The organism is Vibrio sp. 10N.222.54.A3 (assembly GCF_041474095.1).
GTDB lineage: Bacteria > Pseudomonadota > Gammaproteobacteria > Enterobacterales > Vibrionaceae > Vibrio > Vibrio crassostreae_C.
The window spans coordinates 1-22,762 of record NZ_JBFRTN010000059.1 but is presented as its reverse complement, the minus strand read 5'-3'; the positions used below and the strand labels follow the sequence as shown (position 1 = coordinate 22,762).

The 22,762-nt window shown below is 39.6% G+C and carries 16 protein-coding genes and 1 pseudogene; 6 read left to right on the top strand and 11 right to left on the bottom strand.

Annotation, left to right across the window (positions count from 1 at the left end; genetic code table 11):
• Positions 1-501 precede the first annotated feature (501 nt).
• Positions 502-2,424, bottom strand: a complete 1,923-nt coding sequence (locus AB4507_RS13095; RefSeq protein ID WP_136982967.1) for a monovalent cation:proton antiporter-2 (CPA2) family protein — start codon at positions 2,422-2,424, stop codon at positions 502-504.
• A complete protein-coding gene (locus AB4507_RS13090) occupies positions 2,424-3,041 on the bottom strand; it encodes an NAD(P)H-dependent oxidoreductase (protein WP_102319831.1) in 618 nt (205 codons plus the stop codon). The genes AB4507_RS13095 and AB4507_RS13090 overlap by 1 nt, the downstream gene beginning before the upstream one ends.
• 302 nt (positions 3,042-3,343) lie before the next feature.
• Here AB4507_RS13090 and AB4507_RS13085 point away from each other — a divergent pair, with 302 nt between their 5' ends.
• Positions 3,344-4,420, top strand: coding sequence for a low specificity L-threonine aldolase (locus tag AB4507_RS13085; protein ID WP_102319832.1), 1,077 nt, complete (start codon positions 3,344-3,346; stop codon positions 4,418-4,420).
• A 136-nt stretch (positions 4,421-4,556) separates the two neighbouring features.
• On the opposite strand, the gene AB4507_RS13080 is transcribed toward AB4507_RS13085, so the two are convergent.
• Positions 4,557-4,682 (bottom strand): hypothetical protein, encoded by a 126-nt coding sequence (locus AB4507_RS13080; RefSeq protein WP_017075772.1) that lies wholly within the window; start codon positions 4,680-4,682, stop codon positions 4,557-4,559.
• 247 nt (positions 4,683-4,929) lie between these two features.
• On the opposite strand from AB4507_RS13080, the gene AB4507_RS13075 reads away from it, so the two are divergent.
• Positions 4,930-5,364 carry a YccF domain-containing protein gene (locus tag AB4507_RS13075; RefSeq protein WP_004730224.1) on the top strand — a complete coding sequence of 145 codons (435 nt, stop codon included), beginning with the start codon at positions 4,930-4,932 and terminating at the stop codon, positions 5,362-5,364.
• 367 nt (positions 5,365-5,731) lie between these two features.
• Here AB4507_RS13075 and AB4507_RS13070 read toward each other — a convergent pair whose 3' ends face one another.
• From AB4507_RS13070 to AB4507_RS13040, 7 genes and pseudogenes are all read right to left on the bottom strand, one after another.
• Positions 5,732-6,655: a hypothetical protein gene (locus AB4507_RS13070; protein ID WP_372114241.1), complete on the bottom strand. Its 924-nt coding sequence runs from the start codon at positions 6,653-6,655 to the stop codon at positions 5,732-5,734.
• A gap of 195 nt (positions 6,656-6,850) precedes the next feature.
• Positions 6,851-7,567 (bottom strand): annotated as a pseudogene (locus AB4507_RS13065) (iron-containing alcohol dehydrogenase); the annotation flags it as partial.
• Between the two features lie 189 nt (positions 7,568-7,756).
• Complete coding sequence (locus AB4507_RS13060; protein ID WP_372182807.1) at positions 7,757-8,281, bottom strand: hypothetical protein; 525 nt, start codon at positions 8,279-8,281, stop codon at positions 7,757-7,759.
• Positions 8,281-10,302, bottom strand: a complete 2,022-nt coding sequence (locus AB4507_RS13055; protein ID WP_372182806.1) for a hypothetical protein — start codon at positions 10,300-10,302, stop codon at positions 8,281-8,283. Before AB4507_RS13055 ends, AB4507_RS13060 begins: the two co-directional genes overlap by 1 nt.
• Positions 10,251-10,502: a hypothetical protein gene (locus AB4507_RS13050; protein WP_372182805.1), complete on the bottom strand. Its 252-nt coding sequence runs from the start codon at positions 10,500-10,502 to the stop codon at positions 10,251-10,253. Before AB4507_RS13050 ends, AB4507_RS13055 begins: the two co-directional genes overlap by 52 nt.
• Before the next feature lie 7 nt (positions 10,503-10,509).
• Positions 10,510-12,849 (bottom strand): hypothetical protein, encoded by a 2,340-nt coding sequence (locus AB4507_RS13045; protein WP_372182804.1) that lies wholly within the window; start codon positions 12,847-12,849, stop codon positions 10,510-10,512.
• A 15-nt stretch (positions 12,850-12,864) separates the two neighbouring features.
• Positions 12,865-14,499 carry a site-specific integrase gene (locus tag AB4507_RS13040; RefSeq protein WP_136982841.1) on the bottom strand — a complete coding sequence of 545 codons (1,635 nt, stop codon included), beginning with the start codon at positions 14,497-14,499 and terminating at the stop codon, positions 12,865-12,867.
• A 354-nt stretch (positions 14,500-14,853) separates the two neighbouring features.
• Here AB4507_RS13040 and AB4507_RS13035 point away from each other — a divergent pair, with 354 nt between their 5' ends.
• The 3 genes from AB4507_RS13035 (at position 14,854) to AB4507_RS13025 (ending at position 19,557) form a co-directional block, all read left to right on the top strand.
• Complete coding sequence (locus AB4507_RS13035; RefSeq protein ID WP_372149667.1) at positions 14,854-16,347, top strand: hypothetical protein; 1,494 nt, start codon at positions 14,854-14,856, stop codon at positions 16,345-16,347.
• Positions 16,348-16,773: 426 nt separating this feature from the next.
• Positions 16,774-17,979 carry a hypothetical protein gene (locus tag AB4507_RS13030; RefSeq protein WP_372182803.1) on the top strand — a complete coding sequence of 402 codons (1,206 nt, stop codon included), beginning with the start codon at positions 16,774-16,776 and terminating at the stop codon, positions 17,977-17,979.
• A gap of 555 nt (positions 17,980-18,534) precedes the next feature.
• On the top strand, positions 18,535-19,557 hold the full coding sequence (locus AB4507_RS13025; RefSeq protein WP_372182802.1) for a calcium/sodium antiporter: 1,023 nt from the start codon (positions 18,535-18,537) through the stop codon (positions 19,555-19,557).
• Between the two features lie 415 nt (positions 19,558-19,972).
• Here the strand turns inward: AB4507_RS13025 and AB4507_RS13020 are convergent, their stop codons facing one another.
• Positions 19,973-21,139 carry a DNA sulfur modification protein DndB gene (locus AB4507_RS13020; RefSeq protein ID WP_372182801.1) on the bottom strand — a complete coding sequence of 389 codons (1,167 nt, stop codon included), beginning with the start codon at positions 21,137-21,139 and terminating at the stop codon, positions 19,973-19,975.
• Between the two features lie 137 nt (positions 21,140-21,276).
• Between AB4507_RS13020 and AB4507_RS13015 the strand changes: the two genes are divergently transcribed.
• Positions 21,277-22,515, top strand: coding sequence for a hypothetical protein (locus tag AB4507_RS13015; protein ID WP_372182816.1), 1,239 nt, complete (start codon positions 21,277-21,279; stop codon positions 22,513-22,515).
• Positions 22,516-22,762: the final 247 nt, after the last annotated feature.

Below are 22,762 nucleotides of genomic sequence, written 5' to 3'. Positions count from 1 at the left end.
TTTGAATTGCAGGACTATACCGACAACCGCCATTCGTTACAAATTGTAACGATAGACATATTTTGAAATGTTTATGTTAATTTTGATGGTTTGAATTTGTGAATGTTGTGCGTTATTTATTTGATTGATGAATGGGTTTGTTGGGGCTTTTGCGGCGCATTTCGATATATGCAATGTAATTCAAGCCTTAGTTAGTGGTCGCTATGAATTGGGTGGGTGCTTGAATGGTAGGAATGAGTGCATATATAGCCATGTTTATGGTGTGGTTTATGCAGGGGTGGAATGTTTCAATAATGTAAAAATTGAATCCACTTTTGCTATGTGGTCAGAAATTAAAAATTTTAGCTAGATCACACAAATCTCTCGGATTACGAGTTTCAGCACCCGCTACTTATGCTCATTTGACGTTTTGTAGGGGGTAAATGAAAGAAAAAGCGGCTTAAATAGCCGCTTTTGATGGTTGAATTGCATGGTTATCTAGAGCTGAAGTCTAGATGCCGTTTAAGACTCTTCTTCCTCAAAGCCATCTGCATAGCCTTTTGGTGGTGGTGTCCAACCACGTTCAGAGCGAGAGTGTTTGTCTGAACGGTCTTTTTTCATATCTTCTTTCATTGCTTCTTCAAGGTGAATGAAGATTTGTCGGTAGTTGTTGTCGTAGCGTGGGTTCTCTTCCGCTTCAGACCAAGCTTGGTAAAGCTTTTCAGACTTACGGCTCTCAACGCGTTGATAAGTCGATTTTTGCTGCTCGACGAAGAATGGGTGATGACCCAAAGAACGCAAGGCTTCAGCGCCCATTTCAAGAGCAGAATGGTAGGTCTCTGATTCAACAAAGTCTGCCCCCGCTTCTCTTAGGCGATAACTATGACCACGGTCAAATGCACGCGCCAAGATTTTAACTTTTGGATACGTGTGTTTTACGTACTTCACTAATTCGACGCTAGAATCTTGATTATCGATAGCAACAACAAGCATCGCGGCTTCTTCGATACCCGCGGTATGCAACAAGTCGTGACGAGTAGCATCACCAAAGTAAGATTTAATATTGATGGAGCGTAATAAGTCCACTTGGTTTGCTTGATGATCCAATACTACGGTATTGACGTCATTTGATACCAACAAGCGGTTTACGATCTGACCAAATCGGCCGATGCCTGCAATGATAACGGTACCTTTCTCTTCTATTTTGTCTTCTTCTCGATCGTTCGATTTTTGCTCGTAACGGGGCAGAATGACTTTATCAAACAGAATGAACAGACCAGGAGTTAAGAACATAGAGAGGGCAACAACCAGTGATAGTGTTTGAACAATATCCGCAGGTAATACATGGTTCTGTGCTGAGAAGCTGAGTAGTACAAAACCAAATTCCCCCGCTTGAGCCAAGCTCAATGTAAATAGCCAGCGGTCGCTGTTTTTGATTCTGAAGATTAAAGCCAGTGTAAACAACACCAAGGCTTTCAGCGCCATCACGCCAAGAGTTAAGCCAATGATGAGTGCGAAATCGTTAAATAGAACGCCAAAGTTGATACCTGCGCCTACCGTGATAAAGAACAATCCAAGCAATAACCCTTTAAACGGGTCGATGTTAGATTCCAGTTCGTGCCTGAACTCACTGTTGGCAAGTACCACACCTGCTAAGAAAGTACCTAGGGCAGGCGACAAACCAACAAGGCTCATTAGCGCGGCAATACCAATCACCAACATCAGTGCAGTTGCAGTGAAGATCTCGCGTAAGCCAGAGCTCGCAACAAAACGAAACAGTGGCCGACTTAGATAATGTCCACCGACGACCACAATCGCAATTGAAGCCGTAATAACAAGTCCGTATGCCCAACTTGGCAAACCTGCAACTAAACTGAGTTCATCATGGTGTGCAGCGGTTTGGGCGGCACTTTCTGCCAAAGCAACCAATTCAGGAAGAGCCAACAAAGGGATGAACGCCAGCATTGGGATAACGGCAATATCTTGGAACAAAAGTACCGAGAAAGCGTTTTTACCGCCTTCCGTTTTAGACAGGCCTTTCTCATTGAACGTTTGTAGAACAATGGCTGTCGATGAAAGCGCAAAGATCAAACCGATAGTTAAAGCAATCGTCCAAGGTTGACCAAAGAACTGTGCAATTCCCATCACGATAGCGGTCGTGCCACCAACTTGCAGGCCACCCAGCCCCATCAGTCGGTTTCTCATTGCCCAAAGCATCTTAGGCTCAAGTTCAAGGCCGACCAAGAACAGCATCATAACCACGCCGAACTCGGCAAAGTGTTGGATGGTTGTGGTCTCTTCACCCACTAAGCCGATGATTGGGCCAATCACAACACCAGCAATGAGGTAACCTAATACAGAACCAAGACCAAGTCTTTTGGCAATAGGCACGGCAATAACTGCTGCGACTAAGTAGATAAACGCTTGTAGAAAATATCCCGTCATTATTTAACCTCTGCCATTAGTTCTTCTACGTAGTGGTTGAGTTTTTCTGCTTTGCTGGCTTTCTTAATATTGATCTTGCCGGCAACCAAGGCCTGTAAAAGCGTTCTGTAGCTATCGACATGTTGTTGAATACGGTTTTCTTCTAAAGCGGTACGAGATCCAAAAAGCGCAAAAGGCGCAAGATAGTTCATCCCACATAAAGACGCGGTTTGTTCAATTGGGTGAAGCAGTTCTCGAATAGTGAAGTGGTTGTAGCCATCACTTTGGTAAGCATCCTTTTTACCGCCAGCAGTGATGCAACACAGTAAGCTCTTACCTTGTAACTCGTTGCCATCGGTTCCATAGGCGAAGCCATACTCTAGAACGAGATCTTGCCACTCTTTGAGAATTGCCGGTGTGGAGTACCAATATAAGGGGAACTGAAAAATGATGATGTCATGGTCCAATAGGCGTTTTTGCTCACGATCGATGCTGATCTTGAACGTTGGATATTCGGCATAGAGGTCGACGCACGTGACACCGTCAACGCGTTTTGCTTGCTCAAATAACGGTTTGTTTGCTTCAGAACGATGTTGAGAAGGGTGGGCGAATAGCACCAAGACTCGATTTTTCGACATATAGCCCTCTTTGTCCATTAACGAATAATATTTATTGGAATTATAGTTATACAATAATAGAAGAATGGTTGAACAACAACGAATTAGCCCATACTTCTTTGTTTAGATACGTGTGCTTTCTGCGTTTAATTATATAAGACACCAGTCATTTTGTGTCTTTCAGGCACAAGTAGCCGATGACTGAGTAAAACTAATTATTCACGAATAGTAAAAGCGAATGTGGGCATTTTATGTCACCGTTGGTGGGTAACGTAAATAATCCAATAACCCTACATAGAACGATAATGAATAAAGGAAAAACTATGAGCATGGACTTGCGTCAACAATGTGATTTGTTGCTTTCTGGTCATCTAGAACCGACACCAGCACAAACATTCGCTCAGATGGCTGAATGGTGTGAAACACACAATGTGAGCCATGATAGCTACGGTGATGGCGAGTTTATCGAGAGCTTTGAAAATAAGGTCGCAGAGCTGCTTGGTTATGAAGCCGCCGTGTTTGTTATTACCGGCACCATGAATCAACCCACAGCATTAGAAATTGCCTGCCAAGAGAAAAGAAACCCGGTAGTAGCGATGCATGAGTCGAGTCATATCATTCGCCATGAACGCCAAGGGTATCAGCTCCAAAATCGTTTCAACGTGCTTCCGGTCGGCAATGTATTTCGCACTTGGAATGTTGATGACTTAAAGGCATGGCCTGATGAGATTGCAGCCGCTCTTTATGAATTACCGATGCGCGAAATTGGCGGTCAATTGCCAGAGTGGGAAGAGCTTGAAGCTATAAAGCAATACTGCAAAGAACAATCGATTCACCTTCATATGGACGGTGCACGTTTGTGGGAATGCGGCGCGTATTATCAAAAGCCATACAGCGAGATTGCTCAGGGCTTCGATAGTGCTTATGTTTCGCTGTACAAAGGTCTCAATGGCCTTGGTGGTTCGTTATTGTTGGGCGATAAAGCCTTTGTCGCGAAAGCATCGGCGTGGATGAAGCGCCAAGGTGGCAATGTTTATCACCGAACGCCTTATGTGGTTTCAGCGGCAATGCAGTTTGATGAGCGATTAGAGCTGATGCCTGCTTTATACGAACGAACCAAACAGGTTTATCAAATCTTACAAGATTACCCTCAGTTTACGGTTAACCCACAACAACCGCAGGTCAACATGCTTCATCTCTATTTACCTGTGAGTTACGAAGACGGCATTATCGTGAGAGATAACATCGCGAAGAAACACAAGGTTTGGATAGGAAACCCAGCGATCAGCGAACTGCCAAACCAATGTAAGATTGAATGGTATGTAGGGGATAACTTACTGAATCTGCCTGATCATGAGCTGATCGACATTCTTGATTTTATTAACGAAGAGCTGATTTGATTAACTAAGGGTTAATTTGATTGCGGAAGAGTTGAGTTGATTACAGAAGAACGGACTGCAGAAGAGCGGAGCTAATGGAAATGGATACAAGAAATCGGTCCGGTATCCATTTATGCAGCTAGGATGACAGGCTCTGTTACATATACTGGTTGATGTACACATCAACTAAGAACATGAACACTGGAACCGTGCTGAGAAGTCCGAAGAAGACGATTGGCACCCAGTTTTTGATTTTCTTTTTAGGTTGCTCAGTGTTATTCATAAATTCGGCCTTAAATTCGTTGTTGAGTCTGTTTAGCTTTTTGGTACTAAAAATCTAAGTGCATGGTATCAAATAAATGGGTTTAGCCCTAAGTGGATTTAGAGAATCGTGGCGTGAATCAATCACATAAAATGTAAGTGATTCATAAACGGTTCATAAAGGTTCAACAATAATGAACCTATTAGAACAAGCATTGCCTTACTCGGCATATCAAATAAACAGCATTTAAAGATTTGGAGAATACAGAATGAAAACAATAGGAAACATCATTTGGTTTCTGTTCGGTGGCGTATTTATGGGACTAGCTTGGTGGTTCTTCGGACTGCTCGCATTCCTAACCATCGTTGGTATTCCATGGGGTAGAGCGTGTTTCGTTATGGGTAACTTCTCATTCTTCCCATTTGGTCAGGAAGCGATTTCGCGTGACGAGCTAACCAATGAAATGGACATCGGCACGAGCCCGCTAGGTGTGATTGGTAACGTTATTTGGTTCTTATTTGCGGGGATCTGGCTTGCGATTGGTCACATCATGTCAGCTGTGGCGTGTTTCATTACTATTATAGGTATTCCGTTTGCGATTCAGCACCTTAAGCTCGCGGTTATCTCATTGGCGCCAATCGGTAAAACCGTTGTCGACAAACGTGAAGCAGAAGCGGCGCGAGTAAGAAATTACAAAGGTTGAGATTACACTTTCAGCCTGATTGAACTGAAAAAGCACATCGCATGATGTGCTTTTTTGTGCCTCGTTTTCTATCTAACGATGCCCCAATCTCACAAACACTCACTAGGGCGTGTTGATCTTTCGAGCTGATTTTTGCAGCGAGTTGCTGGGTATTTATACAAGGCAGAGACTTCGATGTGTAGCTAGCCTACATGAGAAGCCGATAACGTAGTAGGAATGACCAGCAAACGCTGCCCGAAGGGTTCGGCTAAAAGCGTTTTACTCTTTGTTGAGGGGGATTTGCTTAGAATGACTAGGCTACTTCCCCTCGCCGCGATTAAAACGCTTTTATTTCGAACAAAATTTAACCGCGAAAGGTCAACACGCCCTAGACATTGTTGAACAAGACTTCAAGCCTAAGGGTGATGTTGGCTTCTTCGGTGTGTTTCTCATGAGGTTCTCGTTCCCATTGATAACGAGGGATGAGTTCGTAGAACAGCCACTCTTTCCATACGTTTTGTCGGTAGGTAACCGAAACCTGAGCGTATTCGTAATGATTATGAGGCTCATCCGTTGCATTAATCGTGGCGCTATATTGAAGTGCTTGGTCTTGAGAAAGGTAATGGTACAAGGTAATGCCCGTACCATACTCCCAGCCTTTGAGGTCATCGTTATAGCCAGCAAAGTTAGACCAACGCGCTAAGAAATCGTCACTCAAAGAGAGGTCAAAATCGATATCAGTGATCTCTCCCGTCTCTTTCTTCTCTTGATACACACGTTGGGTTAGCCGGAATACTGCATCTGTGGTGAGCGGGTAGGTAAAACGATAGCGAGCCTCTATTCTTGGGCGTAATGTCGCTTTGATATTGAAACTACTGTAACCCTTGGCATAGGCGTCATAACGAAGGCCAAGTGCATTTTCTAACTCTTCAGAATCTTGTGGGAAGAAGTCTAAGAATTCTTCATCGCCAACAGACTCGTAGATTAGCTTAAGCCTTTTGCTGACAAAGGGTAAATGCAGGCGTGCGTTGAGCTTGGTGGAATAATCCACGTCACCGCCCTCAGAATAGATGAAATCATTATACCAACGTACAGAGGTTCCGGCTCTGGCGTCCTCGGTAATACGGTCATCCACAAAGAAGTTATCGAACCATATTGCGGGCTGACAAAACTTGCTGTTTAGGTAGTGGTAAGCTTTTTCGACGCGCGTGTCTTCTAACGGTTGGCTGTGACACTCATCCTGTTCCTCCGCGAAGGCAGAGTGGGAAACGAGCGATGCTAATAATGAGGAGTTAACTATCCAACGACTCAATGGAACCTGTTTGTCATTCTATGTATCAATAGTTTGACTATAACTAAGCAGTTATGACAATGCGACTTTTAAAGAGATTTATCTTAATCAGTGGCTATTCAAAACAGAGACTTGAATAACATATGGCAGGTAAAGAAAACGGGCTCAGTAGGTGAGCCCGTTTGTCGATAAGTTTATAAGTGACTTAATGGCAGATTACATTGCCGCTTCGAAAATCGCAGAGATTTCTTCGTGGGTCGCTTGTTTAGGATTAGTAAAACCACATGCGTCTTTCAGTGCGTTGTCAGACAGAGTAGGGATATCTTCTAGCTTCGCACCAAGTTGCGCGATACCTGTTGGGATGTTCACGTCATTTGCTAGTTGAACAATTGCTTCGATCGCAGCTTCTGCACCTTGCTCTGGTGACATACCTTCAACGTTAACGCCCATTGCTTTTGCAACATCACGTAGACGCTCAGGACAAACTTGCGCGTTGTAGCGTTGAACGTGTGGTAGCAAGATAGCATTACACACACCGTGTGGAAGATCGTAGAAACCACCCAGTTGGTGCGCCATTGCGTGAACATAACCAAGAGAAGCGTTGTTGAATGCCATACCCGCCATGAACTGTGCGTAAGCCATTTGTTCACGTGCTTCAATGTCTTCGCCGTGCGCTACTGCCGTTCTTAGGTGAGCTTGTACAAGTTCAATGGCTTTAATCGCTACAGCGTCTGTAATTGGTGTCGCTGCGATAGAAACGTAAGCTTCGATTGCGTGTGTTAGCGCATCCATACCTGTTGCAGCAGTCAGTGATGCAGGCTTAGCAAGCATTAGTTCAGGATCGTTTACTGAAATAAGCGGTGTTGTGTGCTTGTCAACGATCGCCATTTTAATGTGACGTTCCTCATCAGTGATGATGCAGAAGCGGGTGATTACAATGGGTAACCTATATTGACAAATTATTGGACTTTTGGGTTTCTATATACTATTAATCAGTTAGTTATATGTTCTATAACTTTCAAATCTTAGCGTTCATAGGTCAAAACTAAAACGTCCAATTTTAACGAGAAATGTACGAAATTTGGACGTTTAACATCGTTGAAAACGTCCAACATTGTGTCTCTAAATTTCTTTTAATCCGGCATTAATCGGCCTGACATTGTCTTCGAATTTCTTGATTATCCGCTCTTTCTTAGCATCAGGAATATTGTCCAGCAATACAAAAAACATTTCATGATGTTCTCCTAACCTCGTCTCTAAGGTCTTAGATAAGGTATCAGCCTGTTGCTTGTACATAGTGGCTGCCATACGTGCATTATCTCTTTCTTCCTCAAGACGTTCATTCTCCAATACCTTATCAGTATTTTCTAACTCTGACTTTGTAATAACGCGGCCATTTTCAGGTGACATGAACACTCCATTATCCGCCCAAGCCACTGTAGAATCGGCTTTTTTTGCCTTTATAAAGGACTTCACTTCAGGGAAATGCTTTAAAAACTGTCCTGATTCAATTTCAACATTTTTGTTGTTAAGTGAAAGGGTGTCCATTTTCGATTTCTGTTTTGGATTTCCAGATAAAATGCTATCTATTGCTTTTAGAAAAACCTTAATCTTGGCCTGTCTTCGAGGCGAAATATAAACTTTCATTAGATAATACTCTTTATATTAATCAGGATGTTCTTAACAGCATCAGTAGGTTGATACTCCGTATAATCAACATTTAATTCTTTCATGAGCTTTTCAGCACTTTTTATTTGCACAACGGCTTTTGCGGCGTACGATGGTGATAACTCACCCAGTTCCTCTGCAATAAGTAAATCACGTTGAGCTACTATGCGAATCTGTTCTGCATATTGAGCAAACTCAATAAAATCAAACTCACAATCTAAGCAATCACTCAAATCAATAGCAATACGCATTGAGCATTTATTATTAGTGCAATACATGGCTGGTGCAATTGCGTGGACATGTTGAGTCTTCTTTCGCAAAGTTCTTTTCCAATAAGCCTTGGATAAAAGCCTATCTCCAGTCCCTTCTACAAAATGATTTACGCCTCTTTGAGCGAGATTGTCACTGACAAGTTTAGCTTTACCACCGCCAACTCTTTCTTTGTTTGCGATCTTATTGTAAATTCTGACCATTAAGTTTGCTTGCTGCTCCAAGCGCTCCTCTTCCGTCTCCCGATAAAATCTTGCGTAACTCTTAGCATTCCGTGCATACCATTTGGTCATAGCTAAAGAAAAGTGGGACAGTTGTTGTTTCAATTGAGGATAACTAAGCAGTTCATACCCAATAAGGTAATATGCTAAAGAGCGCCGTAATTGGTGGACATTAAAATGATAGACTGCGCCGAGTTCAGTATTGACTCTTCTTGAAGGGTCTGAGATATTGAGTTGCTTTAGATCCTCAGATGTTAGACCACCATGTTTTTCAGTAATAACGCCTCTTGCCCATCTCGCCACTTTGTTAGCAGATTTAGTCTGGGGAATGTTATGCGACCATTTTTGATGTGAACCAAAGAAGCGGTGTTTATCTTCAGTAAAGAATTCTCTTAATGGTTGGTGGATAGCATTCATCAATTGATATGCTTTTGCTCCAAATTTACTTGTGACATAAACATCATTAATGGAGTTTTTACCTTTAACTATTTTTGATTGGCGAGTTGTCAGTAAATATATCAACTGACCTTGAACTGTTGTAGATTGCAAGCCATACTCTGAGTGCATCCTATATAGCTCATCAGTACGCATTCCCGACATAGCTTGAACCATAAATCGACATGCAGCATCAACCTGATAAAGAAACTTTTTGAACTCTTTTAGCCCCGAAAAACGATGAAATGACAAGTTCAAGTCATACGAAATTGTGCTAGGTTTATATGCATGTGGCATTATATCAAATGACTTGATATTAGGATTGAATGCGTTATATATATCCACCCAACTTTCACCGTCTTTGTAGTTATCAACAAAATCAATACCATTCATTTTGAAATGGTTCATTAATGATTTATATGTTTTTTGATCATAGTTGGCTGATGGAATGCGCACTCCGATTCGCATTTCATGAATATACCTTTGGGTTTCTTCGAATTGAAGTGCTTGTATGTGCCTTATTTTATTCTGTATTTCAATACGATGATTATAATAATTGTCAATCACTTCTTCAGCTTCATCGATCAGAGTTTTGTAAACTGACAAAGGTATAACACAGTGTTGTTCCACTTCTGATTTATTGACTTCTGGAAAATTTTTATTTATATATGAACCTGAATCTTGTGGTCTGAATGGTATATCTTCCATTTTTGAAAACAGGTTTATAACTCCAATTTTCTTTTTATTTATTTCAACAAATCCATTATCTATCGCCTCTCTAAGTTTTCGAGAAGTCAATTCACTAAAACTCCTAATTCCAAAGTCAGATAACTCCATCAATAGATTCTTTAGCTCTTGTGTATAGTTATAAACGGAATCTATTTTAGTGGTTTTTTTTCTTTCAAGAAAAAGAGAGTAGAGCATAAAAACTTTAATCTCATCACGCATTTTACTTGGTAACGTAGTAATAATAGAATAAAACTCGTCGTCAATTGCATCAACTGAAGTAAAATTCATATTTGCTAGATAAAGGTTATCAAAATTTGATTTTTTAAATATTTCCTGAATCCCCAAATGTTATCTTTAAAAGATATAAGTATCTTTCCGTTATCTCCTACTAATATTGGGAAGTCATATAAACTTTTTAAGTCGCCACTTTTTATTGCATCTAGTAAGGCGCTCTTTAATCCTTCAATATGTTTATTTGCATACTTATCCCATCTGGAGAATTTATATGCTGATACTTTACAGGCACTTCCAAAAACACTGTCCATATCCCACCTAAATTATCAATTCAGCTACATCCATACTTCTTACTAGTGGGTGCAATCCCTCAAATAAAAGTCTTTTTTGAGCATTGTTAATAGTTTCATGAGGTATGTTCTCATGAATTATGAGCATTAAGTAATGAGCTGATTTCATTAACTCACTTTCATCATCAGGCTTTTGATCTGCTTTATTTTTTAATATCTCGACGAACGAAATCATCTTATAGATTTGGTTTTCATCATCGGCCATCTTTGCACTATTACAGTAGCAGCATTGATCTAACTGATAGCATGGAATTGATTTTGCTTGTCCGACACCTAAATTTTCAGCTCGCAATGAGGCGGAACGATGTAAGTCTTTAGCTATATCCTTATTAATATCTGGCTTACCATTACATGCAAAGCCGTTTTGATTAAAGTACATCTTATCAGCGATTAGTTTATCGTAAGCTAAAACTTCTTTCTTTAAATATTTAAGTAGTTTTTCTTTGGCCTTTTCCTTTTCTATACCTTTAAATATCAAGGAGGCAACCTCCAAAGCTTGTGAGAATATTAACTGATTAAATTCTGGGTTACCACCTGAATAAGCAACGTCAAAAGCATTAATATCATTATCCAAGATCAGTGAACCCTCAGCACCCATATCCTCGTCTGAATAAAGCATCTCAGCAGTAAAGGACCTAAAACGCCTTGAGGTTAGGTCTAAGTAATAATGACCATGACCTATTCCGAGCCATTTTATCGTTTGATGTAGTGATGGTGGTAGTTTCGGATTGTTCCATACATAAACTTGACGCCCTCGCTGAGCTTCTTTCAATGGAATAAGATATTTATTTTCCTTAAAAGACATTGCCCAAGACTCAAGGTCTCTTATTGTTTGTTCATATTCAGCCGGAATATAAAACTCCCCAGAACCGATATCATTTTCGAATCCAATTGAAAACCCTCCTTCAGTTTTAGTATAAGTAAGTGGAATCTTCGCTCCATAAAATGATTCAGGTTCGTTGTAGCTTGAGATCAAGGCTATTGCGCAGGAACAGACTTCTTTGTAAGCTTTTCCCTTAGTTAAATTAATGGTTTTTTTTGAGACAACTCTTTCACCTTCCTCATTATTCTTGCTGAAAATTTCGAGGAATGCGTTTTTAGTCGCCAATGATAATGCTGCTGCAAATATATGGTTGCAAGGAGTAGTGTCAATTGGTTTAATATTCAACTTTTCTGATAGGAACTTCATCCACCCAATATCAAATTCAATGATCTCACTATTTTTACTCATATTCCAGAATAATGGTGCTCCCTTTTCTGTTGTGCCAAACATTTCAGCAATTTCAACTAGTTTTTCGACAAGATTAACCCCTGTCTTTTTTTCCACATCGATATCAAATTCGTTTTTATTAATATCATGAACTTCATCAGTTAACTCACTAGCTACAAACTTTCCAGATCTTGTTTTCCATAAACTTAACGATATCATTTTAATAGTTTTGTCTTTATAGTTTCTTTTGTCGATGATAATAGGATGTGCAGATTTTAGAATTACACTTTGATTGAGAGCAGTGTAAAAACAGAATAAGGCATAGCCAGAAAGCATGAGAGTATTAATTGGTGATTCACACTGACGGGTATTACCATTAAAGTTAACCTCACCTAATGAAGTTACTTCGACTGTTAAGTCATCTGGAATTGTATTGCCACATTTCAAGTAATGTTCTTTAACCGCGTTAAATAATGAATCAAATACATTTGACAGGCGTTTAACTGCGATTTTTGTTACATCACTTGAATAAGATATTGTTAGTTTTTGATCTTTTTCTGAGAAAGGTTCACGTGCTGAATCCCATAATGGATCAAATGCTCCTGAAAGTTTTAGATATTTTCGTATATGCCCATTGCTGTTTAAAGCATATTTTTCAGTAATTCCAAGCTTATCTCCATCATCATAATCAAAAAGAAATGGTAACGCCTCGTCGTTTTGTTTAATCAAGTTTTTTAGTTTACCATCATCACCTACATACCCTAAATATCCGTCTCTCGAAAATGGGTCTAGTTTATTTTTGTCACACCAATACACATACCTACGAAAACTGTAGTAAGAATTTGTAAATGTGTAAGTAGACCTTTTATCCATAAGCGCAAGATTGATGCCTCTTGCAACGTTTTTTACGTATTCAATTCTCTTAGGTATTTGAATGCCAGATTTATTCCCTGACTTAAAAAATAGCTCAGATAAATTAATAGTTCGCTTTAGGTGCTTGAATTCTAGCCATGATTCATTAAAATCCTTCTCAACCCTAGCTTCCCTTTGAGTTAGCTTAATTTTAGAGTTTCTGGCTAAAATACTTCTTCTTGCCATTTAGGTCACCTAAATTTAGTAAATCACGGATGTGAGGAAAGTATTTTTCTTCCTCGCTTGATTAAAGCGTTTGATTTTTTCATTTAGGAAATTTATATACTTTTCCGTTGATTTATTACTTTTGTGACCCATTAACTCTGCTAATTCATCAATAAGCAGGTCAATTGGACATTTTCGTTCCTTGCTTTCTCTAAGTAACCACCTTGTAGCAAAGGTGGAGCGTAAATCATGAGGTCTGTAATACCATCGTGGTATAGCTTTATGTGTTAGCCTTCTCTTTTCCTCGTGAAAATTTATTACCTCTCTTGATATCTCTTTCAGCTTGTCTTTAACAATTTTTGATAGACCTTTGTTTATCGCATCATTTATATCTGACCTTGAATCACTCATAAACCGTTGAAAGGTACTTTTAGCGTAAGGAAACCCCTTTCTAGTTACAAATAAGCGGCCATGAGCATTATCACCGATTTGATTATCATCTTCACCTAATTCAATTCCTACTTTTTTAAGTGCTTCCATGCGCTTGTTTGATAGCTTGTACTCAAAAAGCTCGCCCATTAAAGATGATGGTATTTCAATAGTTCTGGGCTTACCATATTTCGTTTTACATCCATTATGTAACCCTATATTCACCTTAATGAAATCAAGATCTAGATACTCGTCAGAAATGTATGTTTCAGGAAAAGAAATTAACTCTTGCCCCCTTAAACCAGTTTCTAAAGACAGCTTAGCCATAAGGCTTAATGCTTTGTTAGCTTCATGCTTTAAATAATACTCAAACATCTCTCTATCGTCAGGAGTCATTGGTTTTAGTCTTTTATGTGGTTCGACAGAGTTTGTTAATGGGGAGTTGGCAAAGCGCTGTATTAAATCAGATGTTTCTATCGTAATGATTTTTGCGCTATCTAGGTGAGATAACATACTCTCATTAGTGTATTCGTAACTTTTAGTGAAGTTTATCAATTCCTTTTTGTAAGGCATGTAGTCTTTATTTATTGTCAGGAAATTACATGAAATAAGCCAAGAGTAAAATTTGGCTGCAACCCTTACATACAGCATTGCTGTTGAAGGTGCGTATCCTTTTTTTAAGACAATACCTGTCTCAGGGTCAATCTCTTGCAAACTATCAAACAAATGGTCTCCGTAAAGACTTGGTGCTCCCTGTTCTGTATTTTCAGTCAAACTCCTGTAGGTCATTTGTTCTTTTATATTGGTTACAGGGTGAGACCATTCACTTAAAGAACAGTACCGACAGAAATCCATTAGCGCTAACGCCTCTCTCTCAAGAGTGCTGTATTTGAGTTTTCTAGCTGAGTTAGCTCTCCAATGTATATATGTATTTTCAAGGAAGGCCAGAGTTCCATTGGGTTTTACTATTAGCGGCAAATCTATCTTTTTTGGTTCATCTTTATCTTTTTGGTTCTGTGCATGAATGCTGGCCTTTTGTTCACCATTTATAATTGATATTTTGAGTTTTGGATATTTCGTTACATTAGCTTTTACGACAAGGAAGTCCTTCAATAGACCGCTGTACTTAACCGTGGAGGACTTGTCAGCATGCTTATCGATTTCATCCTGAGTAAAACCGAAGGCATCAATTTCCTCTTGTCTAAAGTGAACCTCATCCATTTTGTCACCTGCTAAATCCATGTGCTATTTGATTATTGTACAATATACAATCTAATCTAAGCATTGAGTCCATCTTTTGTCAAACTTTTAGCCCGATACATATTGAGGCAGTGCAAAAGATTGAGAATAAAGTTGATCTGCTGAGTTAAACACCCATTTAGAAAGAAATCAGTATCGCAAATCAGGACATTAACATGTCATAAATTACGTGAAGTAAGGAAAGGTCGCTTAACTTGGTGTTTAGCATTGATGATGCAGATCACACGAAGTAGGCACACATTGTCTTTGACTTGATAATCTTGTGATAATTAATATGAGATTTATTCCATATTTTGTATTTTTAACCATCACTATTTTTCCAGTGTTGAGGTGTGCATGAGAAGTCGTTCTATTTTTGGGTGGAAGCTAAGTGAGAGTAGAGTTGTTCCTGTTGTTGAGCTAGAAAGTGGCACTCAGGATGACGTTGTCTGTCCTTGCTGTGGAGACTTCATGGTTGCCGCACATAGTAATAAAGGCATAGCTAGCTACTTACGCCATCAAAGTAACGCAGAATGTCGCTATTCGTATGAAACCCAGTTGCATTTGAGTGCAAAGGAGTTCATCGAACGAGAGAAGCTCATTCCTCATCCATATTCCAGTGGCATTTTTGATTCTAGTGATTGCGAAATGGTACGTGTGAAAAATGTCCGTCTAGAGGTCTATCGAGACGGAAGGATTCCAGATGTCGTTTGCCAGATCGGTAGGGAAGAGTATTACGTGGAAGTTACTAATACTCATGAAACCCCACCAGATAAAATAGTGGACTTTCGAAAGCAGGGCAGGAGTGCTCTGGAGTTATTTCTAGTTGGATTGGACTCAGATTCGCTGCTGAACAGTTATGAAAATGTAAAAGTTCAGATAACAGCATTAAATCCGCTAAATCCATTCTGGGATTTTATTGAGCAGCAAGCCGCGATGAGTATCAGCAAAGAAAGAAGTATGTTGTTGAGAAAGATAGCAAGGCATCGCAAACAAGTTCAAAGAATTACTGAAAACATTTCTGAGCGTGAGGAACAAGCTAAGGAAAGGGTCGACCGAATAAAACAAAGGGTTGGAAAGTGGCAAGAAAAAGAGCGGGAGCAAAAAGAGCTCTATAAGCAGATAAAGTCCCTAGCGAATGACCTTCAAGTTGTGGTACTGCGGCTTGAAGAAGAGAAGTCATCTTTAAATCAAGAATTAGAACAACTCAAGCAAGCCATCTATCTTAACAAGTTAGAGGCGGGAAGAATTATTGACAATGCGAGAGTTGAAGCAGAACAACAACGTGAAAAGGTCAGAGTAGAAGTTAGAGATGATGTTCTAGCTGAGTTAGCTTCGGAAATAGAAGATACTAGAAATAATGCTCAAATGATTACCGATAATGCTCTAAAACAAGAGTTATCAATGGTTGAAAGCGCTCAAAGAACAGCGCAACAAATATTGGATGGAGCACATTATAAAATCACGAGTGAACTTGAAGCCGCACTTGATAGAAAAGGTGTATCAAATGAAGCGTTAACCGAGTTAGAAAACCGTGTCAAACGGCTAAAACAAGAAACGGAGAGTCTAGAGGGAAAGAAAGCTGAGTTAGAGAGTGGTGTTAATTTAGATAGACTTTGGAGTAAACAACAAGACTTGCAGAGAGCGATTAGTAAGGAAACAAACCGTTTGAATGATCTTAAAGAAGTCGGCGATAAGTATATCAAAATCATTAACAGTATCGCTCTAGATTTCAAGCAGCTAGATACGGCAGAGTATTCCTCTCTTTTTCCTGAACGTATTCAAAAGAAAATCAAAGTTAATCGAATGATCTTAGAGATGCAAAACTCAATAGAATACGAGCCGCTGTAACTGACTGAATACGTTGTGGATTTTATGACTGTTACTGACATTCGAGCAGAAGAGATTTGTCGAAGTCGAAGTGAATGCAACCTACATGCTAGACAGATACAGACCGACTTATCATATTGAATTATTATAAAAATAGGTAAGTGAGTGACAAAAAATGAGTTCTGAGTCATAGGCTAGAACGTTTTGGGGCACAAACGTTTTAAAGTCGTAGCACTAAGGCGTTCTTGTCCCAAAGTATGGTGTGGTAACACATCTCTGGACAATTCCGTGTCAGTGACTTTTCTAAATTAGTATTTAATGAATAACTACAGGTATAACAAAGTAATTGTTGAGCGCTAATGGGAAGAATTGGTTTATGGTGCGAAAGCAACTGAATTCATATAAAATAGCATAACTAATTGATTCCTATATTTATCAGAGGCAAAGATGAAAAAAACTTTAATTGCAATCAGCTGTACAGCGATCATCGGTGGTGGTGCCTTGGTTGCCAATAACATGTTGATTAAGAATGCAGTAGAAACTGTGACCAGTGAAGTTGAAAGCTCACTAATTGGACTAAAAAACCAATTCATTGATGCCCAACTGATCGATACGGAAATCAACAATAACAATATCAAGCAGAATTTCGCTATCTACATAAACAATGGTTCAAAAAGACTTCCTGAACCAATCTACCTAAGCCACACAGCAACGGTTGCGCCATTCGGACTTAGCGTTGAAGGTAATTTTAGTCTCCCGAAGGATAAAGGACTTACCTCAACGTTAATCAGAGAGGTAGCAAGCTTAAATGAAAGCATAAAATACACATTCGATACCAGCAATCAGTCTTTAGATCTACAAAGCAACTTCTCACTTGGAGAAATCAATACAGGCCGCTCAAGCAACTTCAAACTTGGCGATGTTGAGATTCTGTTTAAAGGCAATAAAGAAGCCTTCACTACATCCACAAAAATTGACGGAATTAGAATCTCTGAAAGAAGAGAACAGGCCTATATAAACGGCATTGAGCTTAAGTCAAATATCACTAATGACACCCATAATACTGAAATAATTGCAAATGATGGAGGTTTCAACGATCGATCTGGTGGATTTAGCTTCAAAGACGCGAAGTTTCATTCAGCAATTACAATTGAAGACAATACGAGCCTGAAGCTTGATTGGAAAGTTGACTCACTAGATCTTCAATCTCCAAACATCACCCAACTATCGAACAAACTTGGCTTAAGTGGTGAGATTAAAGGAGTTAATACTCAAGAGCTTAATAGCTTCATCGGTTTGATTGAAAGAAATCCTACAGAGGAAACAATTGAGGCTGCTTTTAAATCCATAATAGGTAATGGGATCAAATTCGAGAATATCAACATCTTCGTTAATGACTCAAGTTCCGATGGAGAAATTGAAATAATGCCTAAAAATTATAAAGGCTTAACTAACCGAGAATCAGAAGAGGCATTTGAGAAGTCCCTTAAAGTTGACTTCAATGTCACTATCACACCAAAGCTAGTTAAATTACTTGAAATCAACCAAAACGCATTGGACAGACTGTGGAACGAAGAAGAGTCAGGTAACTACACCACAACGATCAAGCAATCACTTGGGAAGACATTCATCAATGGCGTCGAAGCGAACTAACATTTCGTTCAAAAGTCTATTGCCGCCTTGCTATTTGAACATGCTAGGCGGCATGAATTCTCAGCTAAAGTACCAAAAGTACTCCATATATAGTAACGCCTTTCTTCACCGCATAAAATTAACTCAAAAGTTTTAAATATCCCTATGGTCGATACTGCATATCTGAGAAATTCTGAAGGGTAGACTCGGTCGGATTACCTCTTATAGGGTTAATATATATAAACACGATATTTACTATCTCGAACTCTAACCAACAATGGGGCATTTTCGTGTTTCATACCCCGCCATCACATCTCTGGACAAAAGTGTGTCAACGGTTTTGCTAAATTAGCAAATTACGGATTAGTCTACGTACTGCAAATTGCTTTTCTAGCTCTATGCGTTTATAGTCTTCACCAGTTTGAGGGAGTAGCTATTTTGCTTTGCTAGCATTGCAAAAGGTTGTGTCAACATATTTGACTAGACGTCATGGTGCAACCAGTAGTTTTTAGTACCTACCCAGCGAGACTCGAACAACTTACACACTTTATGCGAGGGCTAAGTGTGGGGTTGTTCGTGTTTGTTATAAGCCCTCTGAATACTTTTTCTATGACTGTTTTTTTACTCCCATCGTTAGCGTTATCAATCGGCTTAGTTTTAGTGGCATTCAGTGCAGATCGGCTTATTTCTGCATCTGCAACCTATGCCAAGCATTGCAACATATCATTGATTTTTATAGGTATGACTGTTGTTGCGTTTGGAACATCGGCCCCCGAATTACTCGTATCCGCCGTTGCTGCTTTAAATAATGCAGGAGAGTTGGCTGTAGGCAATGGTATTGGTTCTAATATTATTAATATTGGTCTTGTGCTTTCCATTGCTGTGTTAATGGCTCCCATCCAAGCTAACAAGCGCTTTATCAAAAAAGAGTTTCCGATATTGGCAGGATCAATGCTGATCTGTAGCGCACTGATGTCCACAGGAAAGCTAAATATTACAGACGGTCTATTATTGGTGATTTTTCTAGCCGTATACTGTTTCTATTTAGCTAAGTCCGTAAGACAAGGTGAGGTTTCTGAAGATGATCTCGAGTTCTTGCCATTAACTAAAAAACGAGCCGGGTGGGAAAGTTTAGTGATGTTGTTACTGCTGTTAACCTCATCGCGGTTAATGGTCTGGGGAGCGGTTAACTTGGCTCAACTAGCTGGTTTGAGCGAGCTTACCATTGGATTGACTATAATTGCATTTGGGACAAGCTTACCCGAACTGGCGGCTGCGATTGCTGGAGTGCGCAGAGGAATGTACGACATTGTATTTGCCACTGTAATAGGCTCGAATATTTTCAATTTATTGGGAGTAATCGCTATACCTTCGATAGTAGGTCAAGAGTTGATCATTCCAGAGCAAGTCGTAAGCCGAGATATTCCTTACATGATTATTTTAACAGGGGTATTAGGTGTAATGCTTGCTGTTCCCTTGCTTAAATCACAATCATCGAGTAACAAACAAGCCACTTACACTCTTCATCGTTGGGGAGGTACTTTGCCATTAATGATATTTATAGCTTACCTAACAAAAGTAGCTAATTCGGCATTTTAGGACCTCGAAGAACATAGTTTCGAATTCTGTTAACTAACATCCGAAAGACAACATTCACCTTTATATCCTCCCCAACAGTTAATGCTGTTGGGAGATAATCTTACTATTTCTGCCAACATGTTTAGGTTCAATACCCAGAGTGTTTATCCGTTTCTAACATTAGAAAATTTTGGATAATCTCAGCAGACTCGCTTAACGAAGAGCAATTACTCTAAGTGAGAATGGGGCACAAACGTGCTAGAAAATGCCACGGGTAAACACATTATAGCTAACTCATTGTTGGAAATGGTTTAGAGCGTATACATCATGTACTTCGGAATTCTATTTCTCTGACCTGAACAAGCTAACAATTAACATAAGCTCAAACGTCTCTGCATACATCTATTTCTTCGTGAGCTACTAGTAGGTTCATGAGTCAAAGTAGCGAAATGAAATATTTTGCTATTCCATCTCTCAAACTTCTTCCTCCCCCTGTCGCATTAATATAGTACTTACCAGTAGCATCAAGCTTTAACGCACTACAGTTACTCCAATGCTTTGCAGCCTTATCATAGTCTAGATGAGCAAGAACCTTTGCTGATTCACTTACGGAATCAGCAACATCAACTTCGTGTAAATGATGAATAACCAGACCTAGCGCTTGCCAAACTTGAGAAGAGCAATGAAAGCCGTCAGGGTCTTTCTCAAACTGCGTCCCAAGAGTCGATAACCAGACTTTCAAAAAATCGATAATTAACTGTTTGGTTTCATTGATGAGTTCTTCTGTAATTATCTTTTTGTTTGGAAGTTTTTGGGGTAAAGGAGTAGTCAACCTTGCGCTTTTTCCGCCAATGGCGGCTAGTACCAATCCGGCCATCGATGTTTGAGTCGTTACATATGAATCATTTTTTGTAAGCCGAGAGGATATCGACATCCCCCCGAACTTCTCTATATTGATCGCTCTAGCTATATCCGTTACAGCTAACATAATTGGATGAGTTTCGTCCTCATATACTCCGAGTGACATTGAATGAATTCTAGTATCAAGGTTGTTGTATGAGTTAAGTAGTGAAACTATCTCGCGCTTGCGTATATTTTCATTGCTTCTGTAAATGACGTTAATAAGAGTCGGCAACATAGCGATCTTAGAGTTAAGGCTTTCAGCTTTTTGTTCGTCAATACCTAGGGCTGGAGATCTAACAATTTCAGATTCGTATTTGGTAATCGAAGTGTATGCGGCTATCGTTTGTATATCATTGATTATATACGCTTTTTTTGGAGAGTAGGTTATTGATACTAAACCCGGTGTCTCATCTATAACCTCTTTAAAACACTCTTCTACTGCAATTGTTACAGTCAATAACGGATTCATACCAGTGTTATTCAATAAGCCTAATAAGTAGCTTTGAACTCGCTTAACTTCTGATAAGTTGACTGGTCTTGACATATCAGCAATTATGTTTTGTGCCCCTTCCAACACGTCAGGTAGCGAACAAAATTCAGAGATCTCAGAAAGAGGGAGCGTACACTGAAGAGAACTAGCCTCTCGACCAAAAGGGGCGACACCAATTCCTCTTAACGTTACAACGTCTTTTTTTATCATTATTTAAAATTCTTACAGTTCTTATCCTCATAACTTTACCAAAAAATTTAAAAAAACATTTGATCGGGGCTTCGCCCCGATCAATAATTCGTCACCTTCTTAAAAAACTAAACAAATATGAGGCAATTAATTTGGAAATGACTATCCCTGCGCCAACTATGCGACATGGAGTCACTAGAAAACTAGTATATGGTTCATCCAGTGAAGGCAGTTTCAATGGTGTTAAAACTTTCTTAGCACATATGACATTATCTGAACTATTGAGGAGTTGTTCGTTAGACCTTACCCCCGAACACCTAAGACCAATATATGATGATATTCAGCGAGTTGCGACACCAAGACGTCGAAATGGATTTGAAGATTTTTGCTACAAACATTTAAGTGGTACAACTGATATTGGTAGTGTTATTCCACCTGTTTTAGTGGGCTGCATGCATGGCGTTAGTTTTGAAAAATCTGGTCAAATTAACTTAAGTGATTGGTTAGAAATAGAGACTGAGAATACATTTGTCATTGATGGTATTGGAAGGCTTAGTACTGGCGGGGCAGTTATCGGGGGGTTCGATAACTTCTTGCTTCAGGTAAGTCGAGATTCAAGCGCACGCCTTGCTCGACGAGCCGAAATCCGAGACCAAATGGCATCATTAGAAATCCCGGTAATGTTCATTTTCAAAGATTCTGGAGGAGCTTTAACAGAAGATGAATTTGCTCAGATGTTTGTCGACGTTAACGGCCAACAACAACCGCTAACAATGAACAAACTAATGAAAGTGCTTCGCTCAGATCCAGTAACCAACCTCGCTCGTGAATTAGGTGAGTTACCTGTTATTGTCTCTCACGGCGGAATGTCGATAGAGGGAGAGAAGATTACAGAGTCTAGCGAATACATTATGACCTTAAACTCATTAACTCGATTTGTGCTTGGAGGTATTGGTGGGTTTAGTATGCAGAGTCGATTAAAAGGAACCAGAGAAATGCCTGACGGTGCACTTTTGGGAGATACACATGTCAATACAATTAAGAGCGATCTGATACTTTTTCTCGAAACATGGATCTACGAGCAAGGAGATGACTTTTCAATGAATAGAAACGGTTTTCAACTTGTTACGACACTGATTCAGTCTTTGGGTTTGGTGTTTCATCAGGTATGGAATAATTGTATTGACCTCACTCCTGCGAGTCGCACCAATCATATTTATTCTGTAGCTGAAAAATTAGGTCGTTTGGACTATTCGAGAAGAGCTCGACATTGGTCAGAGTGTTCGTTTCTTGCTTTATCTGAAGACGGAACATATAAAGTCGCTTCTGGTGGTTCAACTACGAGGAAGTATTTTGCTCAACATCTATGTAAAAAAGCTGGATTATCATACACCTAAAATTATACTCATTAATTAGATCTTTTGTGCCACAAAACTTTATTATAGACTGAGAACGTGTTGGAGGGGTCATACCCCTCTAACACGACTAATCAGGTTTCATACGTTCAATGTCAAACTTAGCCGCTATAAATAGTAGCTAAGACTCGATCTGACATATCGATGAAAAATCATGGTTAGTTAGTATAGGTTAACTTGCAAGCGACTTACGACATTCGCAGAAACACCTTTGTCGAGTAGACGACAC